This window comes from Sphingomonas spermidinifaciens (assembly GCF_002351485.1).
Classification (GTDB): Bacteria; Pseudomonadota; Alphaproteobacteria; order Sphingomonadales; family Sphingomonadaceae; genus Sphingomonas; species Sphingomonas spermidinifaciens.
The window spans coordinates 618,206-633,752 of the sequence record NZ_NWMW01000002.1 but is presented as its reverse complement, the minus strand read 5'-3'; the positions used below and the strand labels follow the sequence as shown (position 1 = coordinate 633,752).

At 68.8% G+C, this 15,547-nt stretch carries 16 protein-coding genes; 3 read left to right on the top strand and 13 right to left on the bottom strand.

Annotated features, from left to right (window positions below; genetic code table 11):
- Nucleotides 1-117: 117 nt before the first annotated feature.
- The 7 genes from pal to ruvB form a co-directional block, all read right to left on the bottom strand.
- Complete coding sequence (gene pal, locus COC42_RS13040) at nt 118-642, bottom strand: peptidoglycan-associated lipoprotein Pal (protein ID WP_096343734.1); 525 nt, start codon at nt 640-642, stop codon at nt 118-120.
- A 105-nt stretch (nt 643-747) separates the two neighbouring features.
- Complete coding sequence (gene tolB / locus COC42_RS13035; RefSeq protein ID WP_096343733.1) at nt 748-2,142, bottom strand: Tol-Pal system beta propeller repeat protein TolB; 1,395 nt, start codon at nt 2,140-2,142, stop codon at nt 748-750.
- 20 nt (nt 2,143-2,162) lie between these two features.
- Nucleotides 2,163-3,113, bottom strand: coding sequence for a cell envelope biogenesis protein TolA (locus COC42_RS13030; protein WP_096343732.1), 951 nt, complete (start codon nt 3,111-3,113; stop codon nt 2,163-2,165).
- A gap of 7 nt (nt 3,114-3,120) precedes the next feature.
- Nucleotides 3,121-3,558: a protein TolR gene (tolR, locus tag COC42_RS13025; protein WP_096343731.1), complete on the bottom strand. Its 438-nt coding sequence runs from the start codon at nt 3,556-3,558 to the stop codon at nt 3,121-3,123.
- The gene (gene tolQ, locus COC42_RS13020; protein ID WP_096343730.1) at nt 3,558-4,250 is read right to left on the bottom strand and encodes a protein TolQ; all 693 of its coding nucleotides are present in this window, start codon (nt 4,248-4,250) and stop codon (nt 3,558-3,560) included. The genes tolR and tolQ overlap by 1 nt, the downstream gene beginning before the upstream one ends.
- A gap of 6 nt (nt 4,251-4,256) precedes the next feature.
- Nucleotides 4,257-4,706, bottom strand: a complete 450-nt coding sequence (gene ybgC / locus COC42_RS13015) for a tol-pal system-associated acyl-CoA thioesterase (RefSeq protein ID WP_096343729.1) — start codon at nt 4,704-4,706, stop codon at nt 4,257-4,259.
- A 156-nt stretch (nt 4,707-4,862) separates the two neighbouring features.
- Complete coding sequence (gene ruvB, locus COC42_RS13010; protein WP_096343728.1) at nt 4,863-5,885, bottom strand: Holliday junction branch migration DNA helicase RuvB; 1,023 nt, start codon at nt 5,883-5,885, stop codon at nt 4,863-4,865.
- A 103-nt stretch (nt 5,886-5,988) separates the two neighbouring features.
- Between ruvB and COC42_RS13005 the strand changes: the two genes are divergently transcribed.
- Nucleotides 5,989-6,261 (top strand): energy transducer TonB, encoded by a 273-nt coding sequence (locus COC42_RS13005; protein ID WP_096343727.1) that lies wholly within the window; start codon nt 5,989-5,991, stop codon nt 6,259-6,261.
- A gap of 96 nt (nt 6,262-6,357) precedes the next feature.
- On the opposite strand, the gene COC42_RS13000 is transcribed toward COC42_RS13005, so the two are convergent.
- From COC42_RS13000 to COC42_RS12985, 4 genes are all read right to left on the bottom strand, one after another.
- Nucleotides 6,358-7,578, bottom strand: a complete 1,221-nt coding sequence (locus COC42_RS13000; RefSeq protein WP_096343726.1) for an endo-1,4-beta-xylanase — start codon at nt 7,576-7,578, stop codon at nt 6,358-6,360.
- Nucleotides 7,579-7,714: 136 nt separating this feature from the next.
- Nucleotides 7,715-8,305 carry a Holliday junction branch migration protein RuvA gene (gene ruvA / locus COC42_RS12995; RefSeq protein ID WP_096343725.1) on the bottom strand — a complete coding sequence of 197 codons (591 nt, stop codon included), beginning with the start codon at nt 8,303-8,305 and terminating at the stop codon, nt 7,715-7,717.
- Between the two features lie 7 nt (nt 8,306-8,312).
- Nucleotides 8,313-10,907, bottom strand: coding sequence for an aminopeptidase N (gene pepN, locus COC42_RS12990; protein ID WP_096343724.1), 2,595 nt, complete (start codon nt 10,905-10,907; stop codon nt 8,313-8,315).
- Nucleotides 10,908-10,951: 44 nt separating this feature from the next.
- Nucleotides 10,952-12,727 carry a hypothetical protein gene (locus COC42_RS12985; protein WP_096343723.1) on the bottom strand — a complete coding sequence of 592 codons (1,776 nt, stop codon included), beginning with the start codon at nt 12,725-12,727 and terminating at the stop codon, nt 10,952-10,954.
- Nucleotides 12,728-12,797: 70 nt separating this feature from the next.
- Between COC42_RS12985 and COC42_RS12980 the strand changes: the two genes are divergently transcribed.
- Nucleotides 12,798-13,226: a GtrA family protein gene (locus COC42_RS12980; RefSeq protein ID WP_245844116.1), complete on the top strand. Its 429-nt coding sequence runs from the start codon at nt 12,798-12,800 to the stop codon at nt 13,224-13,226.
- Nucleotides 13,227-13,229: 3 nt separating this feature from the next.
- Nucleotides 13,230-13,958 (top strand): class I SAM-dependent methyltransferase, encoded by a 729-nt coding sequence (locus COC42_RS12975; protein ID WP_096343722.1) that lies wholly within the window; start codon nt 13,230-13,232, stop codon nt 13,956-13,958.
- Nucleotides 13,959-13,962: 4 nt separating this feature from the next.
- On the opposite strand, the gene COC42_RS12970 is transcribed toward COC42_RS12975, so the two are convergent.
- Together COC42_RS12970 and purE are read right to left on the bottom strand one after the other, a co-directional pair.
- On the bottom strand, nt 13,963-15,033 hold the full coding sequence (locus COC42_RS12970; RefSeq protein ID WP_096343721.1) for a 5-(carboxyamino)imidazole ribonucleotide synthase: 1,071 nt from the start codon (nt 15,031-15,033) through the stop codon (nt 13,963-13,965).
- A complete protein-coding gene (purE, locus tag COC42_RS12965; protein WP_096344197.1) occupies nt 15,030-15,485 on the bottom strand; it encodes a 5-(carboxyamino)imidazole ribonucleotide mutase in 456 nt (151 codons plus the stop codon). Before purE ends, COC42_RS12970 begins: the two co-directional genes overlap by 4 nt.
- Between the last annotated feature and the right edge of the window lie 62 nt (nt 15,486-15,547).

Sequence of the window (15,547 nt, the reverse complement as noted above, 5' to 3'; positions counted from 1 at the left end):
CGTCGAGGGGGGAAGCGGAACCCCGGCTCTGGAGCCGGGGTAAGGAAAGCTGCGCCAAGGCTCCCGCCCCGATCGTCGTCACTCCTGACCTGGTCTGAGGTCCCGCTTCCGCCTTCCTTAGGAGATCACCACCGTTACCGCGCGGCGGTTCTGGGCATAGGCGCCCTCGTCCGATCCGACCGCCTGCGGGCGTTCCTTGCCGTAGCTGATCGTCGTAATCCGCCCGGCGTCGATGCCGCGCGCGACCAGATAGTTCTTGGCCGAGTTGGCACGCCGGTCGCCGAGCGCGAGATTGTACTCGCGGGTGCCGCGCTCGTCGCAATGCCCCTCGATCGTCACGCGAACGTTCGGATATTGAGTCAGCCACTGCGCCTGGGTGTCTAGGATCGCGCGCGCATCGGGATCGATGTCGTAGCTGTCGAGCGCGAAGTTGACGGTGTCCGATCGGACCGAACGGCGGAAATCCTCGGCCGAGCCGGGCAGCGCGCCGGTGCCGACCTGGCCGCCCGTTTCGCCGCCGGTGCCGGGCGCCGTGGTGCTCTCGCCCGGCGCGGGCGGCAGGACAGGGGGGCGCTTCTTGGCGCAGCCGGCGACGGCGATCAGTGCGACGCTCATCACGAGCGCAGCTTTACGGTTGGCCATGTCGGTCTCCTCGGAAAATGGGTCGGTCGCTCGTTCCCGATGCGACGAACCGTTGAAAGCCCGTTTCGTTTCAGATCGTCGCGTCGCCGCAACGATTCGACAGAATCACGGCCGGACCGGGCCCCAGCTGGGGTCCGACCCGTCGAGCGGGGTGCCGATCCGACGCTCGTTGACGCCGGTGAGATCGACCGACCAGACCTGCGATCGACCCGAGCCCTGCGCCGAGCGGAGGAAGGTCAACACACGGCCATTGGGTGCCCAGCTCGGCCCCTCGTCGCCCCAGGCGTCGGTCAGCAGCTTCTCACCGCCACCATCGGCATTCATCACCCCGATTTTGAACCCGCCCGCAATGCGCGTGAACGCGATCAGGTCGCCGCGCGGGCTCCAGACCGGCGTGCCGTAGCGGCCGCCGCCAAAGCTGATCCGCCGCTGATTCGAGCCATCGGCGTTCATGACATAGAGTTGCTGCGAGCCGCCGCGGTCGCTTTCGAAGACGATGCGGCTGCCATCGGGCGAATAGCTGCCGCCGGTGTCGATGCCGGGCGAGTTGGTCAGCCGCTGCGGGCTGCCCCCCTGCGCCGACACGCGGTAGAGGTCGGTGTTGCCGCTCTGCGCCATCGAAAACAGGATTGACCGGCCATCGGGCGAGAAGCGCGGCGCGAAGGTCAGGCTGACCCCCTGCACCACCTTGCGCTGCCGCCCGCTGGCGAGATCGTAGACATAGATGGCCGGCTGATCGCCGACATAGCTCATGTAAACGATCGACTGCTGGTTCGGCGCGAAGCGCGGCGTTAGCACGATCGACTGGCCATTGGTCAGGAAGCGGTGATTGGCGCCGTCCTGGTCCATGATCGCGAGGCGCTTGATTCGCTTGTTCTTGGGCCCCGTCTCACTGACATAGACGATGCGGCTGTCAAAATACGGCCCCTCGCCGGTCAGGCGGGTATAGACCGTGTCGGCGCATTTGTGCGCCGCGCGCCGCCAGTCCGACGGCTGGACGACAAAGCCCTGCCGCGCGAGCTCGATCTTCGAGAAGACGTCGTAGAGGTAGCAGCCGACCGTCAGCGTGCCGTCGCCGTTCGAGCGGACGAACCCCTGCACCAGCGCCTGCGCCCCCGTGCCGCCCCAATAGTCATAGGCGGGCGCTGTCACCTCGGGAAAGACGACGGCGCGAAGCTGGCCGGGCTGGAGCGGGGTGAACAGGCCGGAATTCTTGAGGTCGGCGGTCACGATCTCGGCCATCTGGCGCCCCAGATCGTCCGTCGAGCCCGCGGGCGTAGACTGGACCGCGGGGGTCGGCATGATGGGGATGGCGATCGGCATCGGCGCCGAGATGCCACCGGTCACGTCGACCTCAAGCGGCGGCGGTGCCTGATCCTGCCCCGCCGGCACGGCGACCTGAGGCACGTCGAGGGGCGCCGGCGGCGGCGCTTCCTGCGCGACGAGCGGCCCGAGCGCGAGGCAGCCCGACAGGGCGACCAGCATCCGCAGTTTCAGCATCGAACGCTCCTCTCGGCGGCTCAACGGAGCTGCCAGTTATAGTTGATATTGCTCCAGCCGCCATTGGCGGTCTGGTAGAACTCGGCGGGCAGCTTCAGCGGCGTGCAGGCGCGAAAGGCGGCGATGCCGAGATCGGCGACGCGCTGCGCGTAGCGCTCATTCTCGCCGGAGATACCCGTCTGGCGCACCATCTTCGGATTGCCGGCCAGCGTCCCGTCGCGATTGAGGCGCAGATTGAGCACCGTCACGATGTTGTTGGCGCCGGGCATCCCCGTCGTGCTCTGGCGGTCGGCACAAGGCTGGATCTGCCGCCGGATCGCGTCGCGTATCCCGGCAAGCGCGCGGGCGTCGATGCGCGCCGCCGACGGCGGGTTGGGCGCGCGGCTCTCGCTCGGCGTATCGGTCAGGCCCTTCAGGAAATCGTCGCCGAGCCGCGAGCCCCGCGGACGGCTCGCCTTGGCGGCGGTGTCGCGACCCGTTCCCTTGGCAGCGGCGGCCTTTGGCTGCGCCTTGGTTGCGGGTGCTGCCTTGGGGGCTGCCTTCGCGGCCGCCTTGGGGGCTGGTTTGGGCTCGGCCTTGGGCCGCGCCTTCTCCTTGGGGGCAGCGGCGGGCCTTCGCGGCTGCGGCTGGGCCTTGGGCGCAGGCTTGGGGGCCGGGCGCGGCTCGGGGGCGGGCTGCGGCGGCGCAGGCTCCGGTTCGGGCTGCGGCTCGGGATCGGGCGCCGCCTCTGGCTCGGGCGGGGCGGCGTCCTCGGGCGGGCCAGCCTCCGGCGCGATCGAAGTGGCGGGCGGCTCGATCGAGGCGGGGGCCTGTGCCTCAAGCCCCACCTCGTCGACAAGGCTGACGTCGATCGGCACCGGCTTCAGCTCGGTCGGATTGGGCGTCGCGAGAAAGCCGACCGAGAGCAGGCCGAACAGCACGACGTGGCCGACGACGGCGGCGCCCAAGCCAATGCGTTCGGCGCGATCCATCGCTGGCTCAGCGCTCGCTGGCGCCGAGCGTCACCAACGACACGCGGTTCAGCCCGGCGCGGTTGAGCTCGCCCATCACGCTCATGAACTTGCCATAATTGGTGGTGCGGTCGGCACGCACGAGGATCGCGGGCGGCTCGCCGGTGGCGTTGGCCGTGGCGATTTCCGCCAGCGCGTCAGGTAGCTGCGCCTCGGTCAGTTCGTTGTCGTTGACGAAGATGCGGCCCGCATCGTCGATCGCGACCTGCACCGGCTCCTGCTCCTGATCGAGTGCCTTGGCCCGGCTTTCCGGCAGGTTGACGGGCACGCCCGCGGTCAGCAGCGGTGCCGTGACCATGAAGATGATGAGGAGGACGAGCATCACGTCGACGAGCGGCGTGACGTTGATGTCCGCCATCGGCGCGCGCCGCCCGCGCCCCCGGCGAGAAGGCAAGTTGGCGCCCATCAGGCGAGCTCGAGCTGGCGGCTGAGCGTGGCGTGAAAGCCGTCGGCGAAGCGGTTGAGCCTCGCCTCGATCCGGTCGATCGCGTGCGCGAACCGGTTATAGGCGATGACGGCAGGGATTGCCGCGAACAACCCGATGGCGGTCGCGAACAGCGCCTCTGCGATGCCCGGCGCCACCACCGCCAGCGACGAGTTCTGCTCCGCGGCGATGCTGGTGAAGCTGCGCATGATGCCCCAGACGGTGCCGAACAGCCCGACGAATGGCGCGACCGAGCCCACGGTGGCAAGGATGTTGAGCCGGTCGCCCAGCCGGTCGATCTCCGCCGCGACGGCCGCACCCATCGCGGTGGCGAGCCGCTCGCGCGTACCCTCCCGGTCGATCGTCTTGCCCGCCGTTGAGCGGCGCCATTCGGCCACGCCGGCGGAAAAGACGCGGGCGATCGGCAGCTCGCTCTCGGCATGCTTGCGGTGGAAGGCATCGACATCGTCGGCGCGGCGATAATCGCCCTCGAACGTCTCGATCGCCTTCTTCGTGCGGCCGACCTTCACCCGGAAGCCGATGATGATCGCCCAGGTCCAGATGCTGGCGAGCAGCAGGCCCAGCATCACGCCCTTCACGATGAAATCGGCCTGAAGGAACAGCGCGATCGGCGACAACGTGGCGGCGTCGGTATTGACGAAGGCGGCTTCCATGCGGGCTCAGTCCCCTTGAGGCAGAAGGCGGGCGAAGATGTCGAGCCACTGAAGCGGCTGGCGGCGCGGGCGGCCCGAGGGGGTGACGAACACCGCCTCGACGCTGGCCTCTACCAGAATGGCCGTGCCCTTCATGACTCGTTGCTGAATGGTGGCCGATGCCGGGCGGACGGCGGTCAGCCGGCTGACGACGACCAGGTCGTCGTCGAGGCGCGCGGGCGCGGCGAAGCGCAAGCTTACGTCGCGGACGGCATAGACGCCCTCCCCACCCTCGAACGCGGCACGCTGGTCGATGCCCGCGACGCGCAGCATGTCAGAGCGGGCGCGCTCCATATAGCGCAGGTAGTTGGCGTGATAGACGACGCCCGACAGGTCGGTATCCTCGAAATAGACGCGCACCGGAAAGCGGTGCTCGGCGCCTTCGAACCGGCCGGTGGAGGGGACGTCTGACGTCATGCCAGCGGGGCTTTATCGGGGGTGGGGCGGAGGGTCAAAGCGTAAGGCCGCTTTAACGCTCCCGTCCGCCCCGAGTCGCCGGCACGCTTGTCGATACGGGCTCTCGACCTCGCTCGATGCCTGTTCGCGACCAATGGGCGAGGTGTCTGGCCGAGTTCAGTCGAAAAGGCCGTCCTGCACCCCCGCGGGCGGCTCGATGCCGAGGTGCTTCCAGCCGGCGGCGTTGAGGCAGCGGCCGCGAGCGGTGCGGGCCACCATGCCGATCTGGATGAGATAGGGCTCGATCACTTCCTCGATCGTGTCGCGCGGCTCGCTGAGGCCAGCGGCCAGTGTCTCCACGCCCACCGGCCCGCCGCGGTAGATGTCGGCGATCATCGTCAGGTAGCGCCGGTCCATCGCATCAAGGCCGAGGCGATCGACCTCGAGCCGGTTGAGCGCACGGTCGGCAACGTCCGCATCCACCACCGGCGCGCCCGCCACATCGGCGAAGTCGCGCACGCGGCGCAGGAGCCGGCCGGCGATGCGCGGGGTGCCGCGTGACCGGCGTGCCACCTCGGTCGCGCCATCATCCGCGATGGCGAGGCCGAGCAGCCCCGCCGCGCGGGTGACCACGCGCGTCAGTTCCTCGACGGTATAGAATTGCAGCCGTACCGGGATGCCGAAACGGTCGCGCAGAGGCGTCGTCAGCAGCCCCTGCCGCGTCGTCGCGCCGACCAAAGTGAAGCGCGGCAAGTCGATGCGGACGCTGCGCGCCGACGGTCCCTCCCCGATCATCAGGTCGAGTGCGCGGTCCTCCATCGCGGGATACAGCACTTCCTCGACCGCGGGCGCGAGGCGGTGGATCTCGTCGATGAACAGGACGTCGCCGTCCTCGAGGTTCGTCAGCAGCGCGGCTAGGTCGCCCGAGCGTGCGATCACCGGGCCGCTGGTCGCGCGGAACCCCGTCCCCATCTCGCGCGCGATGATCTGCGCGAGCGTCGTCTTGCCGAGGCCGGGAGGCCCGAAGAACAGAACATGGTCGAGCGCCTCGCCGCGCGCCCGCGCCGCCTCGATGAACACGCGCAGATTCTCCCGCGCCGCCTTCTGCCCCACGAACTCGTCGAGGTGGCGCGGGCGGAGCGCGGCATCGACGTCCTCAGGGCGGCGGACGGGGGCGAGGATGCGGTCGGCGTCGGTCACGCATTCACGCTTAGCCGCCCGCGCGGCGGAACGAAAGCAGGACGGGACGCAGAGAAGCTTGGGGAAGATCGGCGGCGTGCTGCGGCGCAGCTAGACTGGCGCGATGCTGATCCTCGCCCTCGCGCTCCAGGCCGCCGCCCCCGACCCCGCCGCGGGCGAAGAACTGACGATCGTGGCGAAGATCGATGTCGATGTCGCGGGCCGGATCACCAACTGCACGATCGTCGAGAGCGAAGCGCCGCAGAACGTTAACGAGGCCACGTGCCGCACGCTGGCACTGAAGGGCCGGGTCAAGCCGAAGCTGGAGGACGGCAAGCCGGTGGTGTCGAGCCGCGAAGTGCGCATCCGATGGCGCAAGGGTGAAGCGCCGAAGTGAAGTTAGGACGGGGCTTCGACAAGCTCATCCCGAACAGGGAAGGCTGGCGCGCTTTCCTACCGTTCGGATTAGCCCATCGAAGCCCTGCCCTGCTTGTCAGGTTCGCACGCTCGTCGCCGCGAAGGCCTGCCGGATCGAATCGTACAGCGGCTTGGGCTGGGCCGCGGCGTCATAGGGGCAGGGTCGGAGCGGCAAGCCGTCGGGGCGCGGCTGGAAACTTTGCAGCCAGCTATATTTGTCGTTCATTCCCCAGGCGAGCACGTCCTTGAGCTGCGGGTAGCTGAAGAGAAGGTCGAGCCACGCCTTTCCGTAGACCGCCACGTCGGCGTCGCGCTGTTCGATCGTGCCCGTGCGATTGCGGTCGCTCACGTCGAGCTCGGTGATGATGAGCTTGTAGCCGAGGCTCGTCACCTGATCGAGCCAGTTGCGCATCTGCGGGATCTGCGCATCGGCGATCGATTGCGCCGTGCCCGACGAATAGAAGCCGATATGCGACTGGATGCCCAGCGCGTCGACGGGCACGTTCCGGTCGCGAAAGCCGCGCAGCAGCTCGAGCACGCCATTGCGGTGCGTCGTCGATCCCCAGTCCATATAGTCGTTGTAGACGAGTTCGGTCCCAGGCAGCTCGTCCCGAGCGGTGCGGAAGGCGAGGTCCATGATATCGGCACTGCCGCCCACCGCATCGCCCAGGATGTTGCGGCGGATCGCGCCGGTCGACGGCTCGATCGCCTCGTTCACCACGTCCCAGCTCTTGATGCGATTGCCGAAATGTCGGGAGACGTTCTGGACATGGGTGCGGATGATGCGTTCGGCGGTGGCGCGCGGGTTCGCGCCCATGTCGTAGGTGCGCAGCCATGCAGGCAGCCGATCCTGCAGATACCAGAGCATGACGTGGCCGCGCATCTCCAGGCCCTTCGACTCGGCATAGTTCAGCATCGCGTCGGCGCGCGTCCAGTCATAGACGTTCTCGGCGCTCGACTGATATTCCCACTTCATCTCGTTCTCGGGGACGACGAGCTGGCAGTCGCGCTCGATGAGCGCGGCATAGGCGGGATTGTTGAAGGAGCCGGCATCGGCGCCCGGCGCGGCGAAGGCAAAGGTGGTGCCGAACCGCATTCCCTTTGCCGCGGCGGCCGCGGCCAGCGTGCCCGCCGGGCTGGGCGACGGTGAAGGGGTGGGAGTGGGAGTTGGCGTCGGAGCCGGCGAGGGGCTGGGGCTCGGTGCCGGGCTCCCGCCGCCGCCGCTTCCTCCGCTGCAAGCAGTCAGCCCGAGCGCGCCGGCGAACGCGAGCGTCTGACGCCGCGAATAGCCTGTCATATCCTCATTCCTTGTCGCACGGCTGTTGCGACAACCCCGCCGCCGGACGTCGCCTCCGGTCGGTCAGAGGATGCTAACGGTGATCGGGAAGCGCACAATCGCAAATGGTTGGGCGCGGGAATGAATACGTAACCGGCTATTTCGCCGCGCGCTTCAGCGCCTCGCGCACCAGCGTGTCGAAGGGGACGTTCGCACCGAGCGCATCCTCCGCCGCGCGCACCGCGGCGCTGGCGTCGGCGGGGCGGAAGCCGAGATTGAGGAGCGCCGAGACGGCATCCTGTGCCTGTCCGCCGAGCGGCCCTGTCGCACCGGCCGGGCCGATAGCGATCGTACCCTTGTCCTTCAGTTCGCGGACGATGCGCTCGGCGAGTTTCGGGCCGACGCCGTTGGCGCGGCCGACCATCGCCTTGTCCCCGCGCGCGATCGCGGTCGAAAGCTCGTCGGGGGACAGGACCGACAGGATGGCGAGCGCCACCCGCGCCCCCACCCCCTGCACCGCGGTCAGATAGCCGAACCAGTCGCGCTCCTCTGGGCTCGCAAAGCCGACGAGGCGGATGAAATCCTCCGCCACCAGCATCTGCGTGTGCAGCACCGCCATCGACCCGATCGGGCCGAGCGAGGCCAGCGTTTTGGTCGAGGCGCCGACCAGATAGCCGACGCCGCCCACGTCGATCACCGCAGAGTCGAGCCCGGCGGCGGTCAGCACGCCCTTCAGATGCGCAATCATCGCCGGCTCAGTCGAGGCTCTTGCCGACCTGCTCGAGCATGTCCTTCGACAGGCCGGGCGTGCGCAGGATTCGCTCGAGCTCGGCGCGCATCAGCTTCGCGCGCCCCTCGTCAAAGCGCCGCCAGCGGCCCAGCGGAGGAACGAGCTTCGCCGCGGTCTGCGGGTTGAGCTTGTCGAGCGCAATCAGCTGGTCGGCGACGAAGCGGTACCCCGCCCCGTCCTCGGCATTGAAAGCGCGCTGGTTGACGCTGAACGCGCCGACGAGCGCGCGCGCGCGATTGGGATTGGCGAGGGTGAAGTCGCGATGGTTCGACAGCTCGACGACACGGGCGAGGGTGTCGGTCCGCGATGACAGCGCCTGGGTCGAGAACCACTTGTCGAGGACGAGCGCATTGCCCGCATAGCGATGGTAGAAGATGTCGAGCGCCGCCTCGCGAGCCTCCTCGCCCCCCGAATTAACGAGCGTCGTCAGCGCCCCCTGCCGGTCGGACATGTTGTCCGCTTCCTCGAACTGGCGAAAGGCGAGATCGCTGGCGTCGGCGGCGCCTGACGCCGCGATATAGCCGAGCGACACGGTGCGGAGCCGGCGGCGGCCCTTGGCCGCAGGCGTATATTCGAAGCGATTGTCGCGCGCGCCCTCATAGGCCGCGCGCCAATGGTCGACGAGCGTCTGGCCAAGCTCGCGGCGCAGCCCCTCGCGCGCCTGGTAGATCGCCTCGGGATCGACCACCGCGAGCTGGTCGCCGATGAAGCTGTCGGAGGGAAGCAGCACCGCCTCGGCGACGAAGGCGGGGTCGAGGCGTGGGTCGGTGAGCGTGTTGCGGACGGCCTCCACGACCGGCGCCTGGTCCGCGCGGCCGTGGCGGACCGCGGCGACCAGCGTGTCGAGCATCAGCTGCTGCATCGCCTCGTAGCGTGCGAACGGATCGTCGTCGTGCGCGGAGAGGAAGGCGAGTTCGGCCGGACCGCGGTCGGTCTCGACGATCACGGGGGCCGAGAAGCCGCGATTGATCGACAGGACCGGCGGCTCGGTCACCGTCTCGAACGCGACCTCCGCCTCGTCGTCCTTGAGGAGGACGAGCTGCTCGGAACCGAGCGCGTTGGCGGTTTCCGCACCGAACAGCTTGATGCGTAGCGGCACGACCATCGGGTCCTTGGTCGGCTGGCCGGGTGTCGGCGGGACGGTCTGGCGCAGATACAGGCGCGCGCGGCCGCTGCCCGCCTCATGCTCCAGCCGCGCCGAGACGCGTGGCGTGCCCGCCTGGCTGTACCAGCGGCGGAACTGGGCGAGATCGACGCCGCCCGCATCCTCCATCGCGCAAACGAAATCCTCGACCGTCGCAGCGGTGCCGTCGTGGCGGTCGAAATAGAGGTCGCTGCCCGCGCGGAACTTCTCGGGGCCGAGGATCGTGGCCATCATGCGGATGACCTCCGCGCCCTTGTTGTAGATCGTCGCGGTGTAGAAGTTCGAAATCTCGAGATATGCGTCGGGGCGGACGGGATGCGCGAGCGGCCCGGCATCCTCGGGAAATTGCGCCGCGCGCAGCGACCGCACATCCTCGATCCGCTTGACCGCGGCCGATCCCTGATCAGCGGAGAAGCTCTGGTCGCGATAAACGGTGAAGCCTTCCTTGAGGGATAGCTGGAACCAGTCGCGGCAGGTGACGCGGTTACCCGACCAGTTGTGGAAATATTCGTGCGCGACCACCGCGGCGACGGCGTCATAGTCGTAATCGGTCGCGGTGTCGGCATCGGCGAGAATATAGCGGCTGTTGAAGATGTTCAGCCCCTTGTTCTCCATCGCACCGAAATTGAAGTCGTCGACCGCGACGATGTTGAACACGTCGAGATCGTACTCGCGACCATAGACGTCCTCGTCCCAGCGCATCGAGGTCTTGAGGGCGGCGAGCGCATGGTCGGTCTTGGCGAGGTCAGGCGAGCGCACCCAGATACCGAGCGCGACCTCGCGGCCCGAGCGGGTGACGAAGGTGTCGCGATTGGCGACAAGGTCGCCCGCGACCAGCGCGAACAGGTAGCAGGGCTTGGGGAAGGGATCGTCCCACGCAGCCCAGTGTCGGCCGCCATCGAGGTCGCCCGCCCCCACCGGGTCGCCATTGGCGAGAAGGACCGGGAAGCGCGCCTTGTCGGCGGTCATCCGCACCGAATAGCGGCTGAGCACGTCGGGCCGGTCGGGGAAGAAGGTGATGCGGCGAAAGCCCTCCGCCTCGCACTGGGTGCACAGGAGCCCGCCCGAGGCATAGAGGCCCATCAGCTGGGTGTTGCGCTCGGGGTGGATCAGCACCTCGGTCTCGATGCGATGCCTGGCCCCGTTCAGCGCGATCGAGATGCCACGGTCGGTGGCCGTCCACTCCGCCGGCGCGCCATCGACGGTAATCGACAGCGGCTCCAGCCCGTCGCCATCGAGATGGAGCGGCGCGTCGTGGTCGCCAGTGCGCTCGACCTCGAGCACCGCGCGGACGCGGGTGGCGGTGGGATCGAGGTCAAAGTCGAGCGCGATGCGCGGCACCTGCCACTCGGGCGGGCGATAGTCGGCGCGGCGGACCGCACGGGGCGCGACAGGCGCGTTCAGGGCATCGAGCATGGCGAAGGAGTTAGGCCGTTGCCCCGGTCACGGCAATGGCGCGCTCACCTGATTCGGAACAGGCGGAGCGGCGAATTGCGCGGGAGCATCACAGGCTCGAGAAAGGCGGGGATCTGACCGCGTGCAATCTGCGCGTAGACGCCGTTCTTCGACCGCGATCGATAGACCGTCGTTTCCGCCATGTTGGGGCAGATGAGCAGTAACGTCGCGCCATGCGCCTTGGCGATCCGGTAGAAGGTCGCCGGCGATCCCTGAAAGGCATGATGCACGTCGAGGATCGCGTCGCCGTTGCGGTGATAGGGGCCGGCGATCGCCCTGTGGTGCGTCAGGGTAATGAGCCGCGGGCCGAGATCGACATGGGTGAACACCGTCTGCGCCGGCAGCCGTCCCAGCGGGCGCATCGCAGGGATCGTCGCGCAGCGCTGGTTGGCGCGGCTCACGCGCTGCTGCATCGCATTGGGGCGGTCGATCGGCAGCCACCGGATCATAAGGCCCGCGAACAGCCCCGACACGATCAGGAAGCCGCCGACGCTGCCAATCACCCGCACCGCCATCAGCCGGTGGTTGAGCAGGCGCGGAAAGAGCGCCCAGCCGAGCGCGGTCACACCGGGCACCGCGAGCAGCTGCGCCGCCGGTCCCACGCGCACCTGCCAGAGGAGCAGCGCACAGGCGAGCGCAGTGAACAGCATGACCGGCACCCAGCCCGCGAGCTTCGCCGCGTCGCCCCGCGCGCGCCAGGTGGCGAAGATCGCGCCGATCAGGCCGATGACCGGCAGCGCCGCGATCGGGAAGGCGGTGCGCAGCGGATGCTTGTAGATCGGCCGCGCCTCCCGCACGTTGTTGAGCCAGGTGCGCGCAAGTTCGTCCGACACCCCCTCCGGCCGGGCGAGACATTGCGGGAACAGGCTCGCGAACGCGCCGGCAAGGACCCCGCCGGCGATCAGCGCCAGGACCAGCCGCACCTCTCGCCGCGCCGGGCTGAGCCACGCCAGCGCAAGGAGGAACGCACCGCCCGCGATCGTTGCCGACAGCCACACGGGCGTCAGCGCATCGCATCGCATCGCGCTGTTGGCGTAGGAGGCGAAGCCTAAGTAGCCAATCGCGCTGCCGCCCGCGAGCGACGCCCCATAGGCGCCGAGCCGCGGCGCCTCCGCCCGGTCCCAGACCCAGCGCAGCGCGAGGATGCCGCCCGCGCCCACCGCATAAGGCAGCATCTCGAGCCCGATCGACAGCGAGAAGGCGCTGGCTCCCCCAACGATCGCACCACCGCGGGCCTTTCGCGGATCGGCGAGCGCCGCCACCGTCACCGCCAGCGCGGCGAGTTGCCAGCCATGATGGTCGATGCGCGTGGGCATGTACATCAACAGCGTTGCCGAGCAGCCGAAAAGGAAAACCAGCGCCAGCGGCCAGGCGCGCGCGTTGATCAGCCGCCGTGCCGCGACCGCCATCGCGCTCATCGCGATCGAGAAGGGAATGAGCGGCGCCACGCCAACCGCCAGCCGCTCGGCCCAGGCGGGGCTCGTGAACAGGCGGAAGAACAGGATCAGTCCCGCGATCGGCAGGTCGACGATGCGGCTCCAGTGAATGTCGAAGCCGCCGGGCGGATTGAGCCGGTATTGCCGCAGGTCGTACCACCCCTGCCCGTTCAGCCAGGCGCGGACCTGCATCAACCGCATATTGTCGTCGGTGTCCGACAGCGCGAGCCAGTAGATTCCGCCCCAGCGCTGCCACAGGAACCAGCCCGCGAACACACCCCACGCTAGCAGCGTCCAGCGCAGCCAGTGACGGCGAAGCTGGGCATCGAGGAAATCGGACTGCATCTCGGGCTTTTCTCGGGGAACGCGGAAGGATAGGGCGGCCCCTACTCTGAAGTGCGTAAAGGGCAAGGGTGTGGGCGGCGTGACGGGCGGCATCGAACGATTGAGGGATGCGCCCATCGTCGGGCAGCTGATGCGCTTCCTCGTCGCCGGGGGGATCACCACGATACTCTACACCGCGGTCTACCTGCCGCTTGCCATATGGGTGTTCGGGCGCGAACGCGCCGTGCTGGCGGTGCCGTTCGCCTTTGCGGTCGCGGTGACGGCGGGGTTCTGGCTGCACAGCAACTGGAGCTTCCGCGGTCACGGCACCCGGAGCGAGGGATCGGGCCAGCGCGCCAAGTTCGTTGGCGTTCAGGCCTCTGGCCTCCTCATGCACGCCGCGATCACCTGGATCGTCACCGACCGGCTGGGGATGCCCGCCTGGGCACCGCTCGTGCCTGGCCTCATCCTCGTCCCCCTCGTCACCTTCTTCCTCAACCGCCAGTGGGTGTTTCGCTAAGCCATGGATCGCATCGTCTATGACCGCATGGCGGCGCACGACACCACGCACTGGTGGTACCGCGCGCGGCGCGAGATCCTGGCCGACTATCTGACGCGGGAAGCGTTGCTACCCAAACAGGCACGCATTCTGGAGATCGGGTGCGGCACCGGCCACAATCTTCCGATGCTGGCGCGGTTCGGCGAGGTGGACGCGATCGAGATCGACCCGGCGGCACGTGCCTTCGCGGCCGAGCGGCTGGGCAAGCCGGTGGGCGAGGCCCCCCTCCCCGCGCTGAACGGGGTCGCGCGCGGCGCCTACGACCTCGTCGCCGTGCTCGACGTGGTCGAGCATGTCGAGGACGATGTCGCGGCACTCAGGGGCATGGCCGAGGTGCTCAAGCCCGGCGGCGCGATCCTTGTCACCGTGCCGGCGCATCCGTGGATGTGGTCGGCGCATGACACGGTGAACCACCACCACCGCCGCTATTCGAAGGCGACGCTCGGCAAGGCGATCCGCGACGCGGGCCTCGATCACAACGGCCTGCGTTACTTCAATTCGCTGCTGTTCCCGGTCGCCGTCGCCGCGCGCGTGGCGGGCAAGCTGACGGGGAAGGACGACAGCGACGATTCGCCGCCGCCCGCACCCGTGAACAAGGCGCTGGAGACGGTGTTCCGGCTGGAGCGGCATCTGGTGGGCCGGCTGCCGCTGCCGCCGGGCCTGTCGATCATCACGCTCGTGCGCAGGCCTTGAGCGCCTAGCGCGTCACCCGCGTGACGTGCCCCATCTTGCGACCCGGCCGCGCCTCGTGCTTGCCGTAAAGGTGGAGGTGGAGGCCCGGCTCGGCCGCGAGGTCGGCCCAGCGTGTGGCATCGTCGCCGATCAGGTTGGTCATGCTGACCGCACTGCCCGTCAGCCCCGTCGGGCCGAGTGGCAGGCCGAGGATCGCACGCGCGTGATTCTCGAACTGAGAGGTTTCGGCGCCCTCGATCGTCCAGTGCCCCGAATTGTGGACGCGCGGCGCCATCTCGTTGAAGACCGGGCCTTCGCGGCCCGCGAAGAACTCGAGTGTCAGCACGCCGACATGATCGAGCGCTTCGGCAACCCGGCCCGCCAGCGTCGCCGCTTCGGTCCATTGCGCGGCGATCTCCGCAGGGGCGGGAAGGATCGAAGTGTCTAGGATGCCGTGCTTGTGGACGTTGCGCGGAGGCGGATAGCTTACGGTGCGGCCGTCGAGGCCACGCGCAATGACGATCGAGAACTCGTGATCGAAAGCGACGAAGCCCTCGAGGATCGCCGGGCCGCTACCGATCGCCTCCCAGGCGGCATCGGCATCGGCGGGCGAGGCGAGCCGCGCCTGACCCTTGCCGTCATAGCCGAAGCGCGTGGTCTTGAGGATCGCGGGGCAGCCGATGGCGGCGACCGCCTCATCGAGTGCTGTGCGATCCGGCACCTCGGCCCAGCGAGCGGGGCGACCGCCGAGTGCCTCGACGAAACGCTTCTCTGACACGCGATCCTGCGCGACCTTCAACGACTTGGGTGACGGGCGCACCGGGACGAGATCGCCCAGCCGATCGATCGGTGCGGCCTCCACATTCTCGAACTCGTAGGTGACGACATCGACCTGGGCCGCGAACGTCGCGAGCGCCGCGTCGTCGTCATAGGCACCTTGCGTGAACGCGGGCGCGACGTCGTTCGCCGGGCCGGTTTCCGGCGCATAGATGTGGCAACGATAGCCGAGCTGAGCGGCGGCGATCGCGATCATCCGACCGAGCTGGCCGGAACCGAGGATGCCGATCGTGGAACCGGGGGGCAGCGGGGTCGTCATTGCGGGCTGTCGGGTACCTTGTCGGTCTGCGCCTGCCGCCACGCGACCAGCCGCTCGCGCAACGCTTCGTCGGTGAGCGCGAGGATCGAGGCGGCCATCAGCGCCGCATTCGCCGCCCCCGCCTCGCCGATCGCCAACGTGCCAACGGGGACGCCCGCGGGCATCTGGACGATCGAGAGCAGGCTATCGAGGCCCGACAGCGACCTGGAGCGGACGGGCACGCCGAGTACCGGCAGGTGCGTCATCGCCGCGACCATGCCCGGCAGATGCGCCGCGCCCCCCGCCCCCGCGACGATCACGCGGATGCCCCGGCTCTCGGCTTCGCGGGCATAGGCGACGAGCCGATCGGGGGTACGGTGCGCCGACACGACGCGCGTCTCGTGCGCGATGCTGAGCGTCTCGAGCATATCGGCGGCGCGCGACATCGTTTCCCAGTCCGATGTGCTGCCCATGATGATGCCGACGAGCGGTTGGCTCACTGTCTCTTCTCGCCCTCGAACGGGAAAGCACGCGC

Coding starts and splice junctions, on each gene's coding strand:
- COC42_RS12985 (WP_096343723.1), bottom strand. CDS start 12,727: ATGCAGTCCGATTTCCTCGATGCCCAGCTTCGCCGTCACTGGCTGCGC.
- COC42_RS13000 (WP_096343726.1), bottom strand. CDS start 7,578: ATGACAGGCTATTCGCGGCGTCAGACGCTCGCGTTCGCCGGCGCGCTC.
- purE (WP_096344197.1), bottom strand. CDS start 15,485: ATGGGCAGCACATCGGACTGGGAAACGATGTCGCGCGCCGCCGATATG.
- COC42_RS13005 (WP_096343727.1), top strand. CDS start 5,989: ATGCTGATCCTCGCCCTCGCGCTCCAGGCCGCCGCCCCCGACCCCGCC.
- COC42_RS12975 (WP_096343722.1), top strand. CDS start 13,230: ATGGATCGCATCGTCTATGACCGCATGGCGGCGCACGACACCACGCAC.
- tolR (WP_096343731.1), bottom strand. CDS start 3,558: ATGGGCGCCAACTTGCCTTCTCGCCGGGGGCGCGGGCGGCGCGCGCCG.
- tolQ (WP_096343730.1), bottom strand. CDS start 4,250: ATGGAAGCCGCCTTCGTCAATACCGACGCCGCCACGTTGTCGCCGATC.
- COC42_RS13030 (WP_096343732.1), bottom strand. CDS start 3,113: ATGGATCGCGCCGAACGCATTGGCTTGGGCGCCGCCGTCGTCGGCCAC.
- ruvA (WP_096343725.1), bottom strand. CDS start 8,305: ATGATTGCGCATCTGAAGGGCGTGCTGACCGCCGCCGGGCTCGACTCT.
- ybgC (WP_096343729.1), bottom strand. CDS start 4,706: ATGACGTCAGACGTCCCCTCCACCGGCCGGTTCGAAGGCGCCGAGCAC.
- tolB (WP_096343733.1), bottom strand. CDS start 2,142: ATGCTGAAACTGCGGATGCTGGTCGCCCTGTCGGGCTGCCTCGCGCTC.
- pal (WP_096343734.1), bottom strand. CDS start 642: ATGGCCAACCGTAAAGCTGCGCTCGTGATGAGCGTCGCACTGATCGCC.
- COC42_RS12970 (WP_096343721.1), bottom strand. CDS start 15,033: ATGACGACCCCGCTGCCCCCCGGTTCCACGATCGGCATCCTCGGTTCC.
- pepN (WP_096343724.1), bottom strand. CDS start 10,907: ATGCTCGATGCCCTGAACGCGCCTGTCGCGCCCCGTGCGGTCCGCCGC.